Annotated in this window: 17 protein-coding genes; 9 read left to right on the forward strand and 8 right to left on the reverse strand. The window is 53.0% G+C overall.

Translation table 11 applies throughout. The features are described 5' to 3' along the window. The gene (locus L2Y28_RS04805) at nucleotides 1-1,500 is read right to left on the reverse strand and encodes a sugar ABC transporter ATP-binding protein (RefSeq protein ID WP_022647238.1); all 1,500 of its coding nucleotides are present in this window, start codon (nucleotides 1,498-1,500) and stop codon (nucleotides 1-3) included. Nucleotides 1,501-1,907: 407 nt separating this feature from the next. Here L2Y28_RS04805 and fucI point away from each other — a divergent pair, with 407 nt between their 5' ends. The 3 genes from fucI to fucU are packed head-to-tail and all read left to right on the forward strand — an operon-like array spanning nucleotide 1,908 to nucleotide 5,560. Continuing rightward, complete coding sequence (gene fucI, locus L2Y28_RS04810) at nucleotides 1,908-3,686, forward strand: L-fucose isomerase (protein WP_022647239.1); 1,779 nt, start codon at nucleotides 1,908-1,910, stop codon at nucleotides 3,684-3,686. Nucleotides 3,687-3,735: 49 nt separating this feature from the next. Continuing rightward, entirely contained in the window at nucleotides 3,736-5,139 is a 1,404-nt protein-coding gene (fucK, locus tag L2Y28_RS04815) for an L-fuculokinase (RefSeq protein WP_022647240.1), read from the forward strand. Continuing rightward, a complete protein-coding gene (fucU, locus tag L2Y28_RS04820; protein ID WP_022647241.1) occupies nucleotides 5,132-5,560 on the forward strand; it encodes an L-fucose mutarotase in 429 nt (142 codons plus the stop codon). Before fucK ends, fucU begins: the two co-directional genes overlap by 8 nt. Before the next feature lie 40 nt (nucleotides 5,561-5,600). Here fucU and cyoE read toward each other — a convergent pair whose 3' ends face one another. The 7 genes from cyoE to L2Y28_RS04855 form a co-directional block, all read right to left on the reverse strand. Beyond that, the gene (cyoE, locus tag L2Y28_RS04825) at nucleotides 5,601-6,488 is read right to left on the reverse strand and encodes a heme o synthase (protein WP_022647242.1); all 888 of its coding nucleotides are present in this window, start codon (nucleotides 6,486-6,488) and stop codon (nucleotides 5,601-5,603) included. 11 nt (nucleotides 6,489-6,499) lie between these two features. Beyond that, complete coding sequence (locus L2Y28_RS04830) at nucleotides 6,500-6,826, reverse strand: cytochrome o ubiquinol oxidase subunit IV (RefSeq protein ID WP_006809888.1); 327 nt, start codon at nucleotides 6,824-6,826, stop codon at nucleotides 6,500-6,502. Next, entirely contained in the window at nucleotides 6,826-7,440 is a 615-nt protein-coding gene (locus tag L2Y28_RS04835) for a cytochrome o ubiquinol oxidase subunit III (RefSeq protein ID WP_022647243.1), read from the reverse strand. The genes L2Y28_RS04830 and L2Y28_RS04835 overlap by 1 nt, the downstream gene beginning before the upstream one ends. Continuing rightward, entirely contained in the window at nucleotides 7,430-9,421 is a 1,992-nt protein-coding gene (gene cyoB, locus L2Y28_RS04840; protein WP_006809887.1) for a cytochrome o ubiquinol oxidase subunit I, read from the reverse strand. The genes L2Y28_RS04835 and cyoB overlap by 11 nt, the downstream gene beginning before the upstream one ends. Nucleotides 9,422-9,437: 16 nt before the next feature. Then, nucleotides 9,438-10,385, reverse strand: coding sequence for a cytochrome o ubiquinol oxidase subunit II (gene cyoA / locus L2Y28_RS04845; RefSeq protein ID WP_022647244.1), 948 nt, complete (start codon nucleotides 10,383-10,385; stop codon nucleotides 9,438-9,440). 478 nt (nucleotides 10,386-10,863) lie between these two features. Further along, the gene (gene ampG / locus L2Y28_RS04850; RefSeq protein WP_022647245.1) at nucleotides 10,864-12,339 is read right to left on the reverse strand and encodes a muropeptide MFS transporter AmpG; all 1,476 of its coding nucleotides are present in this window, start codon (nucleotides 12,337-12,339) and stop codon (nucleotides 10,864-10,866) included. 45 nt (nucleotides 12,340-12,384) lie between these two features. Continuing rightward, nucleotides 12,385-12,963 carry a lipoprotein gene (locus L2Y28_RS04855; protein ID WP_022647246.1) on the reverse strand — a complete coding sequence of 193 codons (579 nt, stop codon included), beginning with the start codon at nucleotides 12,961-12,963 and terminating at the stop codon, nucleotides 12,385-12,387. Between the two features lie 303 nt (nucleotides 12,964-13,266). Between L2Y28_RS04855 and bolA the strand changes: the two genes are divergently transcribed. The 6 genes from bolA (at nucleotide 13,267) to hupB (ending at nucleotide 20,523) form a co-directional block, all read left to right on the forward strand. Further along, nucleotides 13,267-13,584 (forward strand): transcriptional regulator BolA, encoded by a 318-nt coding sequence (gene bolA, locus L2Y28_RS04860; protein ID WP_003859051.1) that lies wholly within the window; start codon nucleotides 13,267-13,269, stop codon nucleotides 13,582-13,584. A gap of 331 nt (nucleotides 13,585-13,915) precedes the next feature. Beyond that, nucleotides 13,916-15,214, forward strand: a complete 1,299-nt coding sequence (gene tig, locus L2Y28_RS04865) for a trigger factor (RefSeq protein ID WP_006809881.1) — start codon at nucleotides 13,916-13,918, stop codon at nucleotides 15,212-15,214. A gap of 260 nt (nucleotides 15,215-15,474) precedes the next feature. Next, nucleotides 15,475-16,098, forward strand: coding sequence for an ATP-dependent Clp endopeptidase proteolytic subunit ClpP (clpP, locus tag L2Y28_RS04870; RefSeq protein ID WP_006809880.1), 624 nt, complete (start codon nucleotides 15,475-15,477; stop codon nucleotides 16,096-16,098). Nucleotides 16,099-16,225: 127 nt separating this feature from the next. After that, nucleotides 16,226-17,500 (forward strand): ATP-dependent protease ATP-binding subunit ClpX, encoded by a 1,275-nt coding sequence (clpX, locus tag L2Y28_RS04875; RefSeq protein ID WP_006809879.1) that lies wholly within the window; start codon nucleotides 16,226-16,228, stop codon nucleotides 17,498-17,500. 185 nt (nucleotides 17,501-17,685) lie between these two features. Further along, nucleotides 17,686-20,040 (forward strand): endopeptidase La, encoded by a 2,355-nt coding sequence (lon, locus tag L2Y28_RS04880; RefSeq protein WP_006809878.1) that lies wholly within the window; start codon nucleotides 17,686-17,688, stop codon nucleotides 20,038-20,040. A 210-nt stretch (nucleotides 20,041-20,250) separates the two neighbouring features. After that, nucleotides 20,251-20,523 carry a nucleoid-associated protein HU-beta gene (gene hupB, locus L2Y28_RS04885; RefSeq protein ID WP_002444653.1) on the forward strand — a complete coding sequence of 91 codons (273 nt, stop codon included), beginning with the start codon at nucleotides 20,251-20,253 and terminating at the stop codon, nucleotides 20,521-20,523. Nucleotides 20,524-20,587 lie beyond the last annotated feature (64 nt).

A 20,587-nucleotide genomic window follows, 5' to 3' on the forward strand; every position in this document is an offset into this window, starting at 1 on the left:
TTAATCCTCCAGCGTGGCGTATTGCATGATTTTTTCCTGGGTGGCGTGCTCAGCCGCTATTTCGCCGGCAATGCGGCCGCTGCGCATCACGAGTATGCGGTCGCACATTCCTAATACTTCCGGCAGTTCGGATGAAATCATGATGATCGATTTACCTTTAGCGACAAGGCGATTCATTAATTCGTAGATTTCCAGCTTGGCGCCAACGTCAATTCCCCGGGTTGGCTCATCAAAAATTAAAATATCGGTGTCTTTGCAGACCCAGCGGGCAATAATGATCTTCTGTTGATTACCGCCGCTTAAATTCAGTGCCGCCTGTTCCAGATGTGGCGTTTTTATTCGCAGCGTATCCACCAGTTTCTGGCTGGACTCCCGGCAGCGTTTTTCATCGACATTACCCGCGGCGCCAGCGTAGTCCGGGTAATTGCCGAGCATAATGTTCATCTCAACAGAAAGGCCCAGGGCGAGTCCCTCTTTTTTGCGGTCTTCTGTTAAATAGCTGATGCCTTTCTCAATGGCGTCAGCCACGTCTTTAATACGTGTGGGGGTGCCGTTCAGCGTCAGGGTGCCAGCGTCGATCGCATCGGCGCCAAACAGGGCCCGGCCCAGTTCAGTTCGGCCTGCGCCCATTAAGCCAGCGAGACCGAGGATCTCACCGCGCCAGAGGGTAAAGTTGATGTCATGCAGTACACCATTACGCGTCAGGCCGTTCACCTCCAGCACTTTTTCTCTGCGCTGATGCGGCGGGCGTTTTGGGTAGATGTTATCGAGATTGCGGCCAACCATCATGGCGATAAGCTCGCCGATCTGAACCGTTTCATAATCTACGGTGGCGATGTATTGTCCGTCGCGCATGACGGTCGCGCGATCGGCGATCAGCGCCAGCTCTTCCAGACGGTGCGAGATGTAGACAATCCCCGTGCCCTGAGCCTTGAGCATCCGCGTGACGTCAAATAAACTCTCGATTTCACTTTCGGTCAGCGCGGCGGTGGGTTCATCCATGATTAGCACTTTGGCATTGACCGAAATCGCTTTGGCAATTTCCACCATCTGCTGCTGGGCTACGGTTAATTCACTGACGCGGGCGTCCGGGGCGATTTTTAAATTCAGCGTGTGCAGTATTTTCTCAACCGCCTGTCGCTGGGCGCGTTTATCTAACTGCCAGCGACTATTTTTGCAAAATTCACGGCCAATAAAGATATTCTCTTCCACGGTTAAATCGGGGAAGAGATTAAATTCCTGATGGATAATCGTAATACCTGCGTGCTGAGCACTTAGCGGATCGCTGAATGATACGGATTGCCCTTCAAAGCGAATTTCACCGGCATCAGGTTGGTAAACACCGGATAATATTTTCATCAGCGTCGATTTGCCGGCACCGTTTTCACCTAAGAGGGCATGAACTTCGCCGCAGCGTAAATCGAAATCAACCTGATTCAGCGCCAGCACGCCGGGAAAGCGTTTGGTAATGCGCGTCATCTGAATAAGAGTCTCTGACATTGCAAAATTCCTGTGTTGGAAAGGCAATGAATCACAAGCCACAGTGATTTAGTTAATAAGCTAACTCGACTTAGCTTTCGTCCTTAAAAGCTATTTTAGGGTTATAATTTAGCCAAATCATTTGTATTCAAATTGTGACGTCGTGCAAAGGTATTTTGTTATTTGATTGAATTTAAACGATATGTTTAGTTTTTGCTGAATCGTAATACCTGACACTGATCGAATTTTGACCTCTCATCGTGAAACTGCTCACAGATCCTGCACATTTATCTTGTCTCATTTTTAGTGTGAACCCTAAGCTAATTCGAGTTAGCAAATTTCACCACTTTCCGTTCACGGCGCTGCCTGGGCGCTTTTTCACGGCTATGCCCCTGAGACGGATAGGTTAACCAACGTGAGGAAGGGCTATGAAAACGATAAAAGCGTTACCCCGTATTGGCATTCGACCTGTTATTGATGGCCGCCGAATGGGCGTACGCGAGTCTCTGGAAGAGCAGACCATGAACATGGCGAAAGCCACGGCGGCGCTACTCAGTGAAAAATTACGCCACCCCTGCGGTACGCCCGTTGAGTGCGTGATTGCCGATAGCTGCATTGCCGGAATGGCGGAGGCCGCTGCTTGCGAAGAGAAGTTCAGCACGTGCCACGTTGGTCTGACGATCACCGTCACCCCCTGCTGGTGTTACGGGAGTGAAACCATTGATATGGATCCGCTGCGTCCGAAAGCGATCTGGGGCTTTAACGGCACCGAGCGTCCGGGGGCAGTATATCTCGCGGCGGCACTGGCGGCGCATAACCAGAAAGGGATCCCGGCGTTTTCCATATATGGCCACGATGTACAGGATGCGGGCGACGAGACCATCCCGGCAGACGTCGAAGAAAAATTGTTGCGCTTCGCCCGCGCGGGCCTGGCGGTCGCCAGCATGAAGGGGAAAAGTTATCTGTCGGTGGGCGGCGTCTCGATGGGGATTGCGGGCTCGATTGTCGATCACAACTTCTTTGAATCCTGGCTGGGGATGAAGGTGCAGGCGGTGGATATGACCGAACTGCGTCGCCGCATCGATCATAAGATTTACGACGAGCAAGAACTTGAGCTGGCCCTGGACTGGGCGCAAGCACATTTCCGTTTCGGCGAGGATAAAAACGCGGAGCAGTATCGTCGCAATGAACAGGAGAATGCCGCGATCCTGCGGGAGAGTCTGCTGATGGCGATGTGCATCCGCGACATGATGCAGGGTAACCCAAAACTCGCTGCGATGGGCCGCGTGGAGGAATCTCTGGGCTATAACGCCATCGCGTCCGGGTTCCAGGGACAGCGCCACTGGACGGATCAGTATCCAAATGGCGATACCGCAGAGGCGCTGCTGAACAGCTCCTTTGACTGGAACGGTATTCGCCAGCCGTTGGTGGTGGCGACGGAAAATGACAGCCTGAACGGGGTAGCAATGCTGTTTGGACATCTGATGACCGGTACAGCGCAAATCTTTGCCGACGTGCGCACCTACTGGTCGCCAGAGTCGGTTGAGCGTGTTACCGGCCAGAAACTCACTGGACGGGCTGAGCAGGGCATTATTCATCTGATCAACTCCGGCTCGGCGGCACTGGACGGTACAGCGGAGCAGAAAGATGCCGAGGGGAAACCGACCCTGAAACCACACTGGGACATTACTGAGCAGGAAGCCAACGCGTGCCTGGCCGCAACCCACTGGTGTCCGGCGGTGCATGAATACTTTCGCGGGGGCGGTTTCTCATCAAACTTCCTCACCCGAGGTGGCGTGCCATTTACCATGACCCGCGTAAACCTCATCAAGGGGGTGGGCCCGGTATTACAGATAGCGGAAGGCTGGAGTGTTGAGCTGCCGGAACAAGTACATGACATTCTGAATAAGCGCACCGATTCAACCTGGCCCACCACCTGGTTTGCCCCACGTCTGACCGGTAAAGGCCCGTTCAGCGACGTCTATTCAGTGATGGCGAACTGGGGCGCTAACCACGGAGTATTAACCGTCGGGCACGTCGGTGCTGATTTCATCACCCTGGCGTCCATGCTGCGCATTCCCGTGTGCATGCATAACGTACCGGAGGCGCTGATTTATCGGCCGACGGCCTGGGGCGCTCACGGTATGGATCCGGAAGGGCAGGATTACCGCGCCTGTGAAAATTACGGACCGTTATACAAACAATAAGCCGGTTTGCCAGCCTGCTCCGGCGGACTGGCAGCCTGTGGGGACCGCAATGAAAAAATGTTTTCTGGTTCTCGATTGTGGCGCGACGAACGTGCGCGCCATTGCGCTGGATCCTGAAGGGAATATTGTGGCGCGAGCCTCGGTGGCGAACGAAAGCGAAAGTGCCGCTGAAAATCCGGCCTGGCACCAGTGGTCGCTCGACGCCATCATGCAACGTTTTGCCGTCTGTTGTCAGAAAATCAGCGCAGTGCTGAGCAAGCATCAACTGTGCGGAATGAGTGTGACGACCTTTGGCGTGGATGGCGCGCTGGTAGATGAGCGCGGAGAACTGCTTTACCCGATCATCAGCTGGAAATGTCCACGGACCGTGCCGGTGATGGAAGCGGTTGCCCGTTTGTGCTCCCCGGCTGAACTACAGCAGATCACCGGCGTTGGGCAGTTTAGTTTCAACACGTTGTATAAGCTAGGCTGGCTTCAGGACAACCATCCCGATCTGTTACAGCGTGCTCACGCCTGGCTTTTTATCTCCTCGCTAATCAACCATCGCCTGACCGGAAAAATGACGACCGATCTCACGATGGCCGGTACCAGTCAGATGTTCGATCTGCATCAGCGGTGCTTCAGCGAAACGATCTTAAGCAAGATCGGCGTGCCTCATTCCCTTTTCCCGCCGCTGGTTTACCCCGGAGAGATGATGGGTGAACTGCAGCCCGACGCTGCATCCAGACTCGGATTGCCTTGCGGTGTGCCGGTGATCTCCGCCGGGCACGATACGCAGTTTGCCCTTTTTGGCGCCGGTGCGGGAATTAATGAGCCGGTTCTCTCTTCGGGAACCTGGGAGATTTTAATGGCGCGCACCTCGCAGGTTGATACCGCTTTACTGGGGCAATACCCGGGCGCGACCTGCGAACTGGATAGCCGGACGGGGCTCTATAATCCGGGAATGCAATATCTGTCGTCTGGCGTACTGGAGTGGATCCGCGCGCTGTTCTGGTCGCCTGATGTCAACTGGGACACTATTCTGGCTCAGGCGGCGGCAATTCCGTACGGGGCGGATGGCGTCACGATGAATACCCAGTTGCTCGATTCTCCGCTCGCTGGCTGGCAGGGCGTTACGCTCACCACCACGCCAGCCCATTTTTACCGCGCAGCCCTGGAAGGACTCACGGTGCATCTGCAAGAAAAACTCCAGGCGCTGGAGGCGATCGCGCAATTTAAGGCGCGTGAACTCCTGCTGGTGGGGGGAGGTAGCCGCAATATGCTGTGGAATCAGCTCAAGTCCAATGCGCTTGGGATCCCGGTGAAGGTTCTTGAAGATGCAGATACGACCGTGCTGGGGGCGTCTTTGTACGGATGGTGGGGCGTCGGTGAAACGGCCAGCGCTGAGGCTGCTCGCGATCGGGTCCACTATCGTTACCGTTATTTCTATCCTGAGGAGCAAAGCCGTGCTTAAAACGATATCCCCACTGATTTCACCCGAGCTGCTGAAAACGCTGGCAGAGATGGGCCATGGTGACGAGATTATTTTTGCAGACGCTCACTTTCCCGCGCACAGCCTGGGGCCAAAGACGATCCGCGCAGATGGCCTGCTCATCAGCGATTTGCTGGCCGCGGTGATACCGCTGTTTGAACTCGACAGCTATGCGCCACCGCTGGTGATGATGGCCCCTGTCGACGGGGATACGCTCGATATACAGGTAGAAGCACGCTATCGCAACGCACTCTTTGGTGAGGCGGAAGGGGAGGGGATTACGCGTATTGACCGTTATGCGTTTTATGCGCGGGCACAGAAAGCGTACGCCATTGTGGTGACAGGCGAGACAGCGAAATACGGCAATATACTGTTAAAGAAAGGGGTTACGCCGTACCAATAAAAAACGCCGGGTTAAACCCGGCGTTTTTACTTCAGTCTTCTTACCAGACGTACGTCAGCAGGCTTTGTGAATCTGGCACCATGAAGTCTACGGACATCATCACGGACAGGGAGGTGATGGCGACAATCGAGAACACAAACAGCTTGCGTGCCCAGACCTTGTCATCTTCCACTTTGTAACCGCGCAGAGCCATGCCGAGCCACCAGACGCTCACCGCAGCGGCCACCACCAGATATTTATATCCGGCGTAACCGCCCAGAGAGAGCATCAGCGTTGCCACGGCAAAAGCGATGATGTACAGCGTGATGTGGTTTTTGGCAACTGAGATGCCCTTCACGACCGGCAGAACCGGAATGTTCGCTGCCTGATAATCCTTAAAGCGGAAAATCGCGATGGCGTAGGAGTGCGGCATCTGCCACAGGCTAAAGATAGCCAGCAGGATCAGCGCACCGCTGTCGAACTCGTTCGTGACGGCGCAGTAGCCAATCACCGGCGGCGCAGCGCCGGAGAGAGAACCAATCAGCGTGCCGTAGACGGAGTGGCGTTTCATATACAGGCTGTAGACGCCTACATACACCACGAACCCCATCACCCCCAGCCAGCAGGCCAGCGGGTTAGCACCAAACCACAGCAGCATAAAGCCAGCAATACCCAGCAAGGTGGCGTACACCAGCGAGACGGAAGGAGCAATCAGGCCTTTAACCAGCACCCGATTTTTGGTCCTTTCCATCTTCTTGTCGATATCCATGTCGATGTAGTTGTTAAATACACAACCGGACGCAACCACCAGTGACACACCGACCAGCGTGTAGATAAAGAGGGTGTAATCAATGCTGCCTTTAGAGGCCAGCAGGAACCCTCCGATTACGGAGATCAGGTTGCCAAAGATGATGCCTGGTTTCGTGACTTGCAGGTATTGCTTAAACATACTCGCCGCTCTTAGTGAACCATCATGTTGTAGTTAAGGTTCCACATAATCCAGATGGAACCGACTACCAGGATAGCGATGATAATCACGGTAAAGATAAAGGCCGTCATGTTCCAGCCTTCATCGGACTTGGTGTTCATGTGCAGGAAGCAAACCAGATGCACCAGAATCTGAATCACCGCGGTCACCAGGATTGCACCCAGGATAACCGGCTTAGATGCAGAACCGTTCATCACCATCCAGAACGGGATCACCGTCAGGATGATCGACAGGATGAAACCTGTCATGTAGGTTTTTACGCTGCCGTGGGAAGCGCCATGATCGTTAGAATGACTCATTACATCGCCCCCATCAGATAGACAACAGAGAACACACAGATCCATACCACGTCCAGGAAGTGCCAGAACAGGCTCAGGCACATGATACGGGTACGGTTAGTACTGGTCAGGCCGCGACGGGAGATCTGGAACATCAGCACTGCCATCCAGATCAGACCAGAGGTCACGTGCAGACCGTGGGTGCCGACCAGCGCGAAGAACGCTGACAGGAAGCCACTGCGATCCGGACCAAAGCCTTCCGCAATCAGGTGATGGAATTCATAGATTTCCATCCCGATAAAGCCAGCACCAAACAACCAGGTCAACGCCAGCCAGGAAACAACCTGGCTTTTGTTGTTTTTGTACATGGCGATAGCCGCCATGCCGTAGGTGATGGAGCTGAATAACAGCAGTGCGGTTTCAACCAGAACGAACGGCAGCTCAAAGATGTCCTTACCGGTCGGGCCGCCCGCTGTGCCGTTCACCAGAACGGCATAGGTTGCGAACAGACAGCAGAACAGGATGCAGTCGCTCATCAGGTAGATCCAGAAACCGAAGACTTTCGTCGGTCCTGTATCATGGTGCGCATGTTCATGCGCGTGGGCAGTCGAGTGCGCCAGAGTATCAGTTGCCATTTTTCAGCCCCGCTTTAGAAATCTCGTCAAAATGCTGGTTTTCCAGCTTTTCAACTTCACGGACTGGTACGTAGTAGTCCACGTCCTCGTCAAAGCTCTTCACAATCCAGCTGATTACGATGCCAGCGAAGCCAACAATCGCCATCCACCAGATGTGCCAGATCATTGCGAAACCAAATACCGTTGCGAAGGCGGCAATCACGATGCCCGCACCGCTGTTTTTCGGCATATGGATCTCTTCGTAATGTTCAGGTTGCTTGTACGCTTCACCTTTTTCTTTCATTTCCCAGAATGCGTCACGCTCATGAATGTGCGGCACTACGGCAAAGTTATAGAACGGAGGTGGAGAAGAGGTAGACCACTCCAGCGTACGGCCACCCCACGGGTCACCGGTCAGGTCGCGGTTCAGGTTACGGTCACGGATAGACACGTAGTACTGAATCAGCTGGCACAGGATACCGCAGGCAATCAGCGCGGCGCCGCCCGCTGCAATCATCAGCATCGGATGGAACTGCGGATCGATCTGCTGGCTCAGACGACGGGTCATCCCCATGAAGCCCAGCACGTACAGCGGCATAAACGCCACGAAGAAGCCGATGATCCAGAACCAGAACGCGCGTTTGCCCCATTTTTCGTTCAGGGTGAAACCGAACGCTTTTGGCCACCAGTAGGTCACACCTGCGAAGCAGCCGAAGACGACGCCGCCGATGATAACGTTATGGAAGTGCGCAATCAGGAACAGACTGTTGTGCAGGACAAAGTCAGCGCCCGGAACCGCCAGCAGCACGCCGGTCATCCCACCTACGGAGAAGGTCACGATGAAGCCGATGGTCCACAGCATCGCTGAGTGGAACTGGATACGGCCCTGGTACATGGTGAACAGCCAGTTGAAGATCTTAACCCCGGTCGGGATCGCGATAATCATAGTGGTAATACCGAAGAAGGCGTTTACGTTGGCGCCCGCACCCATGGTGAAGAAGTGGTGCAGCCAGACGATGAACGACAGGACGGTAATACACACAGTTGCCCACACCAGAGAGGTGTAACCAAACAGACGTTTACGCGAGAAGGTTGCCGCGATTTCGGAGAACACACCGAACACCGGCAGAACCAGGATGTACACTTCCGGGTGACCCCAGGCCCAAATCAGGTTGATGTACATCATCATGTTGCCACCCATATCATTCGTGAAGAAATGGGTACCCAGATAGCGATCCAGGGTCAGCAGCGCGATGGTGACGGTCAGAATTGGGAACGACGCGATAATCAGGACGTTGGCGCACAGAGATGCCCAGGTAAATACTGGCATCTTGAACATCGTCATACCTGGTGCACGCATCTTCAGGATGGTCACGAAGAAGTTAATACCGGTCAGGGTGGTACCGACACCGGAGAGCTGAAGCGCCCAAATCCAGTAGTCAACGCCCACGCCCGGACTGTACTCAATTCCCGAAAGTGGCGGGTAGGCCAGCCAGCCGGTCTGAGCAAATTCGCCCACACCCAGTGACAGGTTAACCAGGATAACGCCGACAACGGTGAACCAGAAGCTCAGGTTGTTCAGGAACGGGAACGCAACGTCGCGCGCGCCGATTTGCAGCGGAACGACAACGTTCATCAGACCGATTACCAGCGGCATCGCCACGAAGAAGATCATGATAACGCCGTGAGCGGTAAAGATCTGATCGTAGTGGTGCGGTGGCAGGAATCCGGCTTCGCCCGCAGACGCAAGCGCCTGCTGGCTACGCATCATGATTGCATCCGCAAAGCCACGAATTAACATGACGATACCGACGATGCAGTACATGATGCCGAGTTTTTTGTGGTCAACCGAAGTCAGCCACTCGTTCCACAGGTAGCTCCACTTACCGAAGTAAGTGATCAGGCCAACTAAGGCCGCGCCACCAATGATAATTGCAGCAATCGTAACCATGATAATGGGTTCATGGTACGGCACCGCATCCAATGTCAATTTTCCGAACATTTTCTTCCTCGGCCCCTTAGTGAGCGGTTTCCGCGTGGCTCATGTCCATGCCTTCCATACCCTGGTGCGTGTTGTGCTCGCCTTCAGGCTGGGTCATGTCCATGCTCATGCCGTGATCCATAAATTTGCCAATAACATCTTTGAACAGATTCGGTTTCACGTTAGAGAAGTACTCCACCTTGTTGTATTCGCTAGGTGCAGCCACTTTTTCGAACGCCGCCATGTCAGACATGGTGTTTGGAGACTGCTTCGCTTTTGCAACCCACTGGTCGAAAGTCGCGCGGTCTGGCGTAGCGATAGCTTTGAACTTCATACCCGAGAAGCCCGGGCCACTATAGCTGGCGGAGATACCGTCGTAGGTGCCTGCTTCATTCGCAATCAGATGCAGGTTAGTCTGCATACCGGCCATCGCGTAAATCTGGCTGCCCAGACGTGGGATGAAGAAGGAGTTCATTACGGAGTTGGAGGTCACTTTGAACTGAACCGGAGTGTTCGCCGGGAAGGCGATTTCATTCACGGTAGCAATGCCCTGTTCTGGATAGATGAAGAACCATTTCCAGTCCATGGAGACCACTTCAATGGTAATGGGTTTTTCATCGTGAACCAGCGGTTTGCTCGGCTCAAGTGCGTGAGTGGTTTTCCAGGTCAGTACAGCAAGGAACAGGATGATCAGAATAGGTACCGTCCAGACCACAGCTTCCACTTTATTGGAGTGTGACCAGTTAGGGCTATACTTCGCATCTTTATTGCTCGCACGATACTTCCAGGCGAAACCAACAGCCATCAAGATGGCAGGAATAACCACAATCAACATCAGGCCAAAAGCCGTCAGTATCAATGAACGTTGTTCCAGTCCAATCTGTCCTTTGGGGTCTAGTAGTGCAGAATCGCAGCCACTGATTAATACAGTGCCTGCGAATAATGACAACCATCCCAAACTTTTATTGTATTTCCTGAGTCTCATTTAACGACCTCAATTCCACGGGAGTCTGGTGGCGTTTAAAGTGTGGGGGCATTTTACGGGAAGGTTACATTACTGTAAACATCATTAGCCCTGTGTCAGGAAGGTGTTACTGGGTTCTGCCGCACATGTCACAAGTGTTGCAAATTATGTCGCGTTTCCAGACGGAAGCCGCACGGAGTGGGCGTTATAACGAAAGGGTGCCCCAGCATACCGCAAAAGGGACAATTGGTATAACCATTGCGAAAAACACACAATTAGTTAACAATTAATTATCAATAAAAAGACAACTAAAAAACGAAAATTCAATGTTTCGAATGCTGAATCGTTTAATGAAAAATAGCGTAGCGAAATAAGCTCCAATAATTTCCGAATGCTATCCCGCACAAAACAACAAATATTTTTTTTGTCGATGGCGGTTATTTCACCGTTATAATTTCGGGCTGTTATTACAACGGGAAATAACCTTTCGCTTTTTACTTCATGTCATCTGCGTCTTTCGTAATGACATGAAATCCAGCATCCCACCCGTCAGGATCCCCGCCAGGGCGAGAAACACACCTGCATCAAGCAGAAGGGTTTCAAAAGGAAGTGACAAGTCGGTAGTCGCATTCATGATGAGCACCGTGAGCCACCCTACCAGGGCAAGACAACCTGCCATTAGCAGACGCAGGGCAAACCGATAGGCAGCGTGATATTCCGTGCGCGGCATGAAGTGTTCCGTCCGCTGGGTATATTCCAGCGTCTGGCGACAGACCAGCAGCAATAAAATCCCCGGCACGGCCGCCACCACCGAGAAGAGATAAAAGGTCGGCCAACCGTAGGCTTCAACAAACCAGCCCGCGACGGGGCCAACGTATACGCGCCCGACGGCGGAAAGGGCAGAGAGCAGCGCAAACTGGGTAGCGGAAAATGACTTATTGCACAGCGTCATCAGCAGGGCGACAAATGCCGCAGTGCCCATACCGCCGCACAGGTTCTCAAAGAATACCGCCGTCCCCATACTGATCATATTCTTGTCGGTGATCGACAGCAGCCAGTAACCGGCATTCGATGCGCCCTGAAGTATGCCAAATATCAGCAGAGCGCGGAACAGCGTCAGGCGCTGCATCAATACGCCGCCGTACAGCGCGCCGACAATCGTGGCAAACAGACCCAGGGTTTTGTTCACCACGCCGACCTCGCCCGCATCAAACCCGACGCCGCGGATCAGGAAGGTAGTGGTCAGACTCATGGCGAAAGCGTCGCCAAGCTTATAAAGGACAATAAGCAGCAGGATCAGCCAGGCATTATTGCGACCAAAGAAGTCGCGCAGCGGTGCGGCGACGGCCTGCTCCAGCGAGCGTGGAACCGGGATCACATCGCTCGGTTCAGGCGCGAACAGAGTGGCAATAATGCAGGGGATCAGCAGTGCGGCCATCAGCCAGTACATGCCCTGCCAGCCGAGATAGCGGTCAGCAAGCCACAGTGCGAGTCCGCCGGAAACCAGCATACCCAGGCGGTAGCCGAGCACGCTGATTGCCGCACCGGCGCCACGCTCTTCTGCTGGCAGGACGTCCGTTTTCCAGGCGTCAAAAACAATGTCCTGCGAGGCGGAGCAGAAGGCGATGACCACCGCAAGCGCGGCCATCCAGCGCAGCTGCGTTGACGGTTCAAGGAAACCCATTGCGGCAATGGCGAGCAACAGCAGCACCTGCGTCATCACTAACCAGCCGCGACGGCGCCCGAGGAACGGTGGGGTATAGCGATCCATCACTGGCGACCACAGGAACTTAAAGACGTAAGCCTGGCCGACGAGCGAGAAGAAACCAATGGTTTTAAGATCGATGTTCTCAACCGTCATCCACGCCTGTAACGTGCCGGAGGTGAGCGCAAGGGGTAAACCGGAGGCGAAACCCAGGATCAGCAGAATAGCTGATTTCGGTTGCTGGAAAATGCGTAAGTAGTGACTGGACATGTTCTTATGAACTGACCCGGTGAAGCACCGGGTCAGTCAGCAGGATTAACGTGCGTTCTGCTTGATGAAGTCGTGAATGCTGGTGTCCTGTGCCATGTCGGCAATGGTGTCAGTCAGCACGCTGTTAACCGCGTTAGCGATATTTTTGTTGGAGGCCTGGAATGCGCCTTCAACGGAATAGCTTGCACGGTAGTTTTTGTTCATCTTGTTGCCGTTCTTCGCGGTAGCGATGATGGAGATATCGGCTTTGGTCGCAATGTTGTAGCGAACGTTACCCTGAGAGACGTCAGCGTACAGGTTGTTCACGATGATTTGCAGATCAACCGCGCCGCTTGGGCCAATCATGTAGCCACGGGAGGTCATCTGTTTTTCCAGTACTTCCTGCAACAGGAAGCGCAGGTCGCGGGAAGCGGTCAGCGTAACCTGCTGGTTGTCGCGAGTCACTTTCGCCAGCGCCTGGTCCTGACGCTGATCGGCGCCATTAATGCTGACCGTCACGCCCATCAGGCTTGGATCCTGCTGAGGCAGGGTAATTTTTGGTGAAACGTCAATGGTCGTCGGCGGGGTTGCGCAACCGGCGAGCATAAAGAGTGCTACCAACGGAAAGAAGATTTTTTTTAACATTTTCGGGTTCTCAACGAATCGTAAGCAAAGAGAGAAAAATTGCCGCCATCATAACATCGCCAACGGCCAGGGGAAGTGGTCAACGCATGTAAATTCATCGCCTTGTCCGAAAACTGACCACCTTTCCGCTTTTCTCTACCTGTAAATGACAAAACGTATGAACCTCATAGTGAACTTCATCCGTTTGGATGAGAAAATCAGACGAAAGCTAAATATTTGTTGTCACGGTGTAATGGAACCGGTAAAAGCGGCTAATATTTAAAGGGATGGGTGACATCTTAGCGTTGTCGGAGGAGTGATTTCATGATGATACGTGAACAGATAGAAGAAAAATTAAGGGCAGCGTTCAACCCTGTGTTTCTCGAAGTTGTCGACGAAAGCTATCGTCATAACGTGCCGGCAGGTTCTGAAAGCCACTTCAAAGTGGTTCTGGTCAGCGATCGCTTCACGGGAGAACGTTTCCTGAACCGACACCGCTTGATCTACAGCACCTTGACGGAAGAACTCTCCACAACCGTACATGCGCTGGCGCTGCATACCTACACCATTAAGGAATGGGAAGGGCTGCAGGATACGGTATTCGCATCACCGCCTTGTCGGGGTGCAGGCACCATCGCCTGATAAATCGGATTTGCAACCGCCGGAGTTTTTCCAGTATGTTGCTTACAGATTTCGTCAAAACGGCCTTCGGGCCGTTTTGTTTTGTCTGAGTTTTGAGCGGATGGCGCGTTTTTAAGGCTAAAAATAGCCTTAAAGTGTGAAAAAAGCCGCAGCAACATGCTCCAACCGTTCTCGACTCACCTAAGTGATGCCGCTATAATGCCGCGTCTTATTGAATGTCTTCGGGATGATTCTGGCGACAGGGAATGTGAATCTGCACATAAGAGAGCATCCCGGTATAACAGACAGATTCAGAGTTGACCGAGCACTGTGATTTTTTTGAGGTAACAAGATGCAAGTTTCAGTTGAAACCACTCAAGGCCTTGGCCGCCGTGTAACGATTACTATCGCTGCTGACAGCATCGAAACTGCTGTGAAAAGCGAGCTGGTCAACGTAGCAAAAAAAGTACGTATTGACGGCTTCCGCAAGGGCAAAGTACCAATGAATGTTGTTGCTCAGCGTTATGGCGCTTCCGTGCGTCAGGATGTGCTGGGTGAACTGATGAGCCGCAACTTTATCGACGCGATCATCAAAGAAAAAATCAATCCAGCCGGCGCGCCAAACTACGTTCCAGGTGAATACAAGCAGGGCGAAGACTTCACCTATTCCGTCGAGTTCGAAGTGTACCCGGAAGTTGAGCTGAAAGGTCTGGAATCAATCGAAGTTGAAAAACCGATCGTTTCCGTGACTGACGAAGACGTTGACGGCATGCTGGATACCCTGCGTAAGCAGCAGGCGAACTGGAAAGAGAAAGAAGGCGCTGTTGACGCGGAAGACCGCGTAACCATCGACTTCACCGGTTCAGTAGACGGCGAAGAGTTCGAAGGCGGTAAAGCGTCTGATTTCGTACTGGCGATGGGCCAGGGTCGTATGATTCCAGGCTTCGAAGACGGTATCAAAGGCCACAAAGCAGGCGAAGAGTTCACCATCGACGTGACCTTCCCTGAAGAATACCACGCTGAAAACCTGAAAGGTAAAGCAGCGAAGTTCGTCATCAACCTGAAGAAAGTTGAAGAGCGCGAACTGCCAGAACTGACTGAAGAATTCATCAAGCGTTTCGGCGTGGAAGATGGTTCTGTTGCGGGTCTGCGTGCTGAAGTGCGTAAAAACATGGAGCGCGAGCTGAACGGCGCTGTACGTAACCGTGTGAAGTCTCAGGCGATTGAAGGTCTGGTGAAAGCGAACGACATCGACGTTCCTGCTGCCCTGATCGACAGCGAAATCGACGTTCTGCGCCGTCAGGCTGCACAGCGCTTCGGTGGCAACCAGCAGCAAGCGATGGAACTGCCACGCGAGCTGTTCGAAGAGCAAGCGAAACGTCGCGTTGTTGTTGGCCTGCTGCTGGGCGAAGTGATTCGTACCCACGAGCTGAAAGCTGACGAAGAGCGTGTGAAAGGCCTGATCGAAGAGATGGCTTCTGCATACGAAGATCCATCAGAAGTGATCGAGTTCTACGGTAAGAACAAAGAGCTGATGGACAACATGCGCAACGTTGCACTGGAAGAGCAGGCTGTTGAAGCGGTACTGGCGAAAGCGAAAGTAACCGAAAAAGAGACCTCTTTCACCGAACTGATGAACCAGCAGGCGTAATTTCGCCCCAACGGTTTAAAGTTTGAACAAAAAACCCGTTGCCCTCCGGCGACGGGTTTTTTTTATCACAGCTTTAGTCCTGGAAGGGTGCTAAAACGCCCTTTCAGTGTTAGCGTTACAACAAAACGTTGTTATGCTTGAAATAGGGCATGGCGACCCCCATTAGTATGTAATCACGATGATTGAGACTGGCTGATAATCCGTCCATAAGGTTACAATCAGTACAGCAGGTGTTTTCAATTTTGAACCAGGAGACGGAAATGTCATACAGTGGCGAACGAGATAACTTTGCACCCCATATGGCGCTGGTGCCAATGGTTATTGAACAGACCTCACGCGGTGAGCGATCTTTCGATATCTATTCCCGTCTGCTCAAGGAACGCGTTATCTTTCTGACCGGCCAGGTGGAAGACCATATGGCTAACCTGATCGTGGCGCAGATGCTGTTCCTGGAAGCGGAAAACCCGGAAAAAGACATTTACCTGTACATCAACTCGCCGGGCGGTGTGATTACGGCGGGCATGTCTATTTATGACACCATGCAATTCATCAAGCCGGATGTCAGCACCATCTGTATGGGACAGGCGGCGTCCATGGGGGCTTTCCTGTTAACCGCAGGGGCGAAAGGTAAGCGTTTCTGCCTGCCTAACTCCCGCGTGATGATTCACCAGCCGCTGGGTGGTTACCAGGGCCAGGCGACGGATATTGAAATCCACGCCCGAGAAATTCTGAAAGTAAAAGCGCGCATGAATGAACTTATGGCGCAGCATACGGGTCAACCACTCGAGCAGATCGAGCGCGATACCGAGCGCGATCGCTTCCTGTCTGCACCTGAGGCAGTTGAGTACGGCTTAGTCGACTCCATTTTGACCCATCGTAATTGATGCCCGCGACGCGAGTGTGCCGCTATACTAATTTAGGGCGGCACGTTGCCTGTAAGCAGCTTGCGTCTGAGTATGGCATTTGCGTCGTCATGTGCGGCACATAGAACTTAAAAAGAGGTTTGGACTCATGACAGATAAACGCAAAGATGGTTCGGGCAAACTGCTGTACTGCTCTTTTTGCGGCAAAAGCCAGCATGAAGTGCGTAAACTGATTGCCGGGCCGTCCGTGTATATCTGCGACGAATGCGTCGATTTATGTAACGACATCATTCGCGAAGAGATTAAAGAAGTCGCGCCGCACCGTGAGCGCAGCGCGTTACCAACGCCACACGAGATTCGCCACCACCTGGACGACTATGTCATTGGTCAGGAGCAGGCGAAAAAAGTGCTGGCGGTGGCGGTATACAACCACTACAAGCGTCTGCGTAACGGCGATACCAGCAATGGCGTGGAACTGGGCAAAAGTAACATTCTGCTGATCGGGCCTACGGGTTCCGGTAAAACGTTGCTGGCGGAAACGCTGGCGCGCCTGCTGGATGTTCCGTTCACCATGGCGGATGCCACCACCCTGACCGAAGCCGGTTATGTGGGCGAAGACGTTGAAAATATTATCCAGAAGCTGCTCCAGAAGTGCGATTACGACGTACAGAAAGCCCAGCGCGGGATCGTCTATATCGATGAGATTGACAAAATCTCCCGTAAATCAGACAACCCATCCATCACCCGTGACGTCTCGGGCGAAGGCGTGCAGCAGGCGCTCCTGAAGCTGATTGAAGGTACGGTTGCGGCTGTTCCACCGCAGGGTGGGCGTAAACATCCGCAGCAGGAATTCTTGCAGGTTGATACCTCCAAGATCCTGTTTATCTGTGGTGGTGCGTTTGCAGGCCTGGATAAAGTGATCTCGCACCGTGTGGAAACCGGCTCCGGCATTGGTTTTGGCGCAACGGTGAAAGCTACGTCTGAAAAACCAAACGAAGGCCAGCTGCTGGCGCAGGTTGAACCGGAGGATCTGATCAAATTTGGTTTGATTCCGGAATTTATCGGCCGTCTGCCGGTTGTGGCGACCCTGAACGAACTGAGCGAAGACGCGCTGATTCAGATCCTGAAAGAGCCGAAAAACGCGCTGACCAAGCAGTATCAGGCGCTGTTTAATCTGGAAGGCGTTGAGCTGGAATTCCGTGACGAAGCACTGGACGCGATTGCCAAGAAAGCGATGGCGCGTAAAACCGGTGCCCGTGGCCTGCGTTCTATCGTGGAAGCAGCATTGCTCGACACGATGTACGATCTTCCTTCTATGGAAGATGTCGAAAAAGTCGTGATCGACGAGTCCGTCATTGGTGGCCAGACCAAGCCGTTACTGATTTACGGTAAACCGGAAGCGCAGCAGGCATCTGGCGAATAATTCACCATTTCATACAATCAGTTAATCAACAAAGGGGGGATTTTATCTCCCCTTTACTTTTTCCGTATTCATGGCGTTGAATGTATGGGAAACATCCCCATATACTGGATTACATGTTAATGGTTGTGTGAAGCACAGTTACATGACCAGTTTACCTGGCGGACACTAAACTAAGAGAGAGCTCTATGAATCCTGAGCGTTCTGAACGCATTGAAATCCCCGTATTGCCGTTGCGCGATGTGGTGGTTTATCCGCACATGGTCATACCCTTATTTGTAGGGCGGGAAAAATCTATCCGTTGCCTCGAAGCCGCCATGGATCATGATAAAAAAATCATGTTGGTTGCGCAGAAGGAAGCATCAACGGATGAGCCGGGTGTAAACGATCTTTTCACCGTCGGGACCGTGGCCTCTATTTTGCAGATGCTGAAGCTGCCAGATGGCACCGTGAAGGTGCTGGTGGAAGGCTTACAGCGCGCGCGTATTACCACTCTGTCAGACGATGGCGAGCACTTCTCTGCGAAGGCAGAGTACCTTGATTCACCGGAACTTGATGAGCGCGAGCAGGAAGTGCTGGTACGCACCGCGATCAGCCAGTTTGAAGGCTACATCAAGCTGAACAAGAAAATCCCACCTGAAGTGCTGACGTCACTGAACAGCATCGACGATCCTGCACGTCTGGCGGATACCATCGCTGCGCACATGCCGCTGAAGCTGGCTGACAAACAGTCCGTGCTGGAAATGTCCGACGTTAACGAACGTCTGGAATACCTGATGGCGATGATGGAGTCTGAGATCGATCTGCTCCAGGTTGAGAAGCGCATTCGCAACCGCGTCAAAAAGCAGATGGAAAAATCGCAGCGTGAGTACTATCTGAACGAGCAAATGAAAGCCATTCAGAAAGAGCTCGGCGAGATGGACGATGCGCCGGATGAAAACGAAGCGCTGAAGCGTAAGATCGACGCGGCGAAGATGCCGAAAGAGGCGAAAGAGAAAGCCGAAGCTGAGTTGCAGAAGCTGAAAATGATGTCTCCGATGTCGGCGGAAGCGACCGTTGTACGCGGCTACATTGAGTGGATGGTTCAGGTTCCATGGAATGCCCGCAGCAAGGTCAAAAAAGACCTGCGTCAGGCACAGGAAATCCTTGATACCGACCACTATGGCCTGGAACGTGTGAAAGACCGCATTCTTGAGTACCTCGCGGTACAGAGCCGTGTGAACAAAATCAAAGGTCCAATTCTGTGCCTGGTAGGGCCTCCAGGCGTGGGTAAAACCTCTCTGGGCCAGTCCATCGCCAAAGCGACCGGACGTAAGTATATCCGTATGGCGCTGGGCGGCGTACGCGATGAAGCGGAAATCCGCGGTCACCGCCGTACCTACATCGGTTCTATGCCGGGCAAGCTGATCCAGAAGATGGCGAAAGTGGGGGTTAAAAACCCGCTGTTCCTGCTCGATGAGATCGACAAAATGTCTTCGGACATGCGTGGCGATCCGGCGTCGGCGCTGCTGGAAGTGCTTGATCCAGAACAGAACGTGGCGTTCAGCGATCACTACCTGGAAGTGGACTACGACCTGAGCGATGTGATGTTCGTGGCGACCTCCAACTCCATGAACATTCCGGCACCGCTGCTGGACCGTATGGAAGTGATCCGTCTGTCCGGTTATACCGAAGACGAGAAGCTGAACATTGCTAAGCAGCACCTGCTGCCGAAGCAGATTGAGCGTAACGCGCTGAAAGCTAACGAGCTGACCGTCGAGGACAGCGCGATTGTCGGCATTATTCGTTACTACACCCGTGAAGCGGGCGTGCGTAGCCTTGAGCGTGAGATCTCTAAACTGTGCCGTAAGGCGGTTAAGCAGCTGCTGCTGGATAAGAGCCTGAAGCACATCGTGATTAACGGCGACAATCTGCATGCTTACCTCGGCGTTCAGCGCTTCGACTATGGCCGTGCGGACAACGAAAACCGCGTTGGTCAGGTGACTGGACTGGCGTGGACGGAAGTGGGTGGCGATCTGCTGACCATTGAAACCGCCTGTGTACCGGGTAAAGGCAAGCTGACCTACACTGGCTCGCTCGGTGAAGTGATGCAGGAGTCCATCCAGGCAGCGTTGACCGTGGTGCGTGCGCGCGCGGAAAAACTGGGTATTAACCCGGATTTCTACGAAAAACGCGACATTCACGTTCACGTTCCGGAAGGGGCGACGCCGAAAGATGGCCCAAGCGCGGGTATTGCTATGTGTACGGCGCTGGTTTCCTGCCTGACGGGTAACCCGGTCCGTGCTGATGTGGCCATGACTGGTGAAATTACGCTGCGTGGTCAGGTACTGCCCATCGGCGGGTTAAAAGAAAAACTGCTGGCGGCACACCGTGGTGGGATCAAAACCGTATTGATTCCTTACGAGAATAAACGCGATCTGGAAGAGATTCCGGACAACGTTATTGCCGATTTGCAGATCCATCCGGTGAAACGCATTGAGGAAGTTCTGACTCTCGCACTGCAAAATGAACCGTCCGGAATGCAGGTTGTAACCGCAAAATAGTGACCTCGCGCAAAGAGCGCTAATAAAAACAAGGCTGGTAAGTCATTTCGTACTTGCCAGCCTTTTTTTGTATAGCTAATTTAGATTGCTGATTGGGTTAGCCATCAACAACGGGTGTTGTAAGGTCATAGCAGGACTGATATAACTGCTGCGCGGTCGCGCTGTGAAGGATTCAGGTGCGATATAAATTATAAAGAGAGGAAGAGAACAGTGAATAAATCTCAACTGATTGACAAAATTGCTGCGGGTGCTGATATTTCTAAAGCTGCAGCTGGACGTGCTTTAGATGCTTTAATTGCTTCTGTTACTGAATCTCTGCAAGCTGGGGACGACGTTGCACTGGTAGGCTTCGGTACTTTTGCGGTTAAAGAGCGTGCTGCCCGTACTGGCCGCAACCCGCAGACCGGTAAAGAGATCACCATTGCTGCCGCTAAAGTGCCGGGTTTCCGTGCAGGTAAGGCGCTGAAAGACGCAGTAAATTGATTGCTTTCCCGCTCCAGGGAAGCTGAAAAGTACAAGGGCGCATCGTTTGATGTGCCTTTTTTGT

This window comes from Enterobacter sp. JH25 (genome assembly GCF_021725435.1).
GTDB classification, from domain to species: Bacteria; Pseudomonadota; Gammaproteobacteria; order Enterobacterales; family Enterobacteriaceae; genus Enterobacter; species Enterobacter intestinihominis.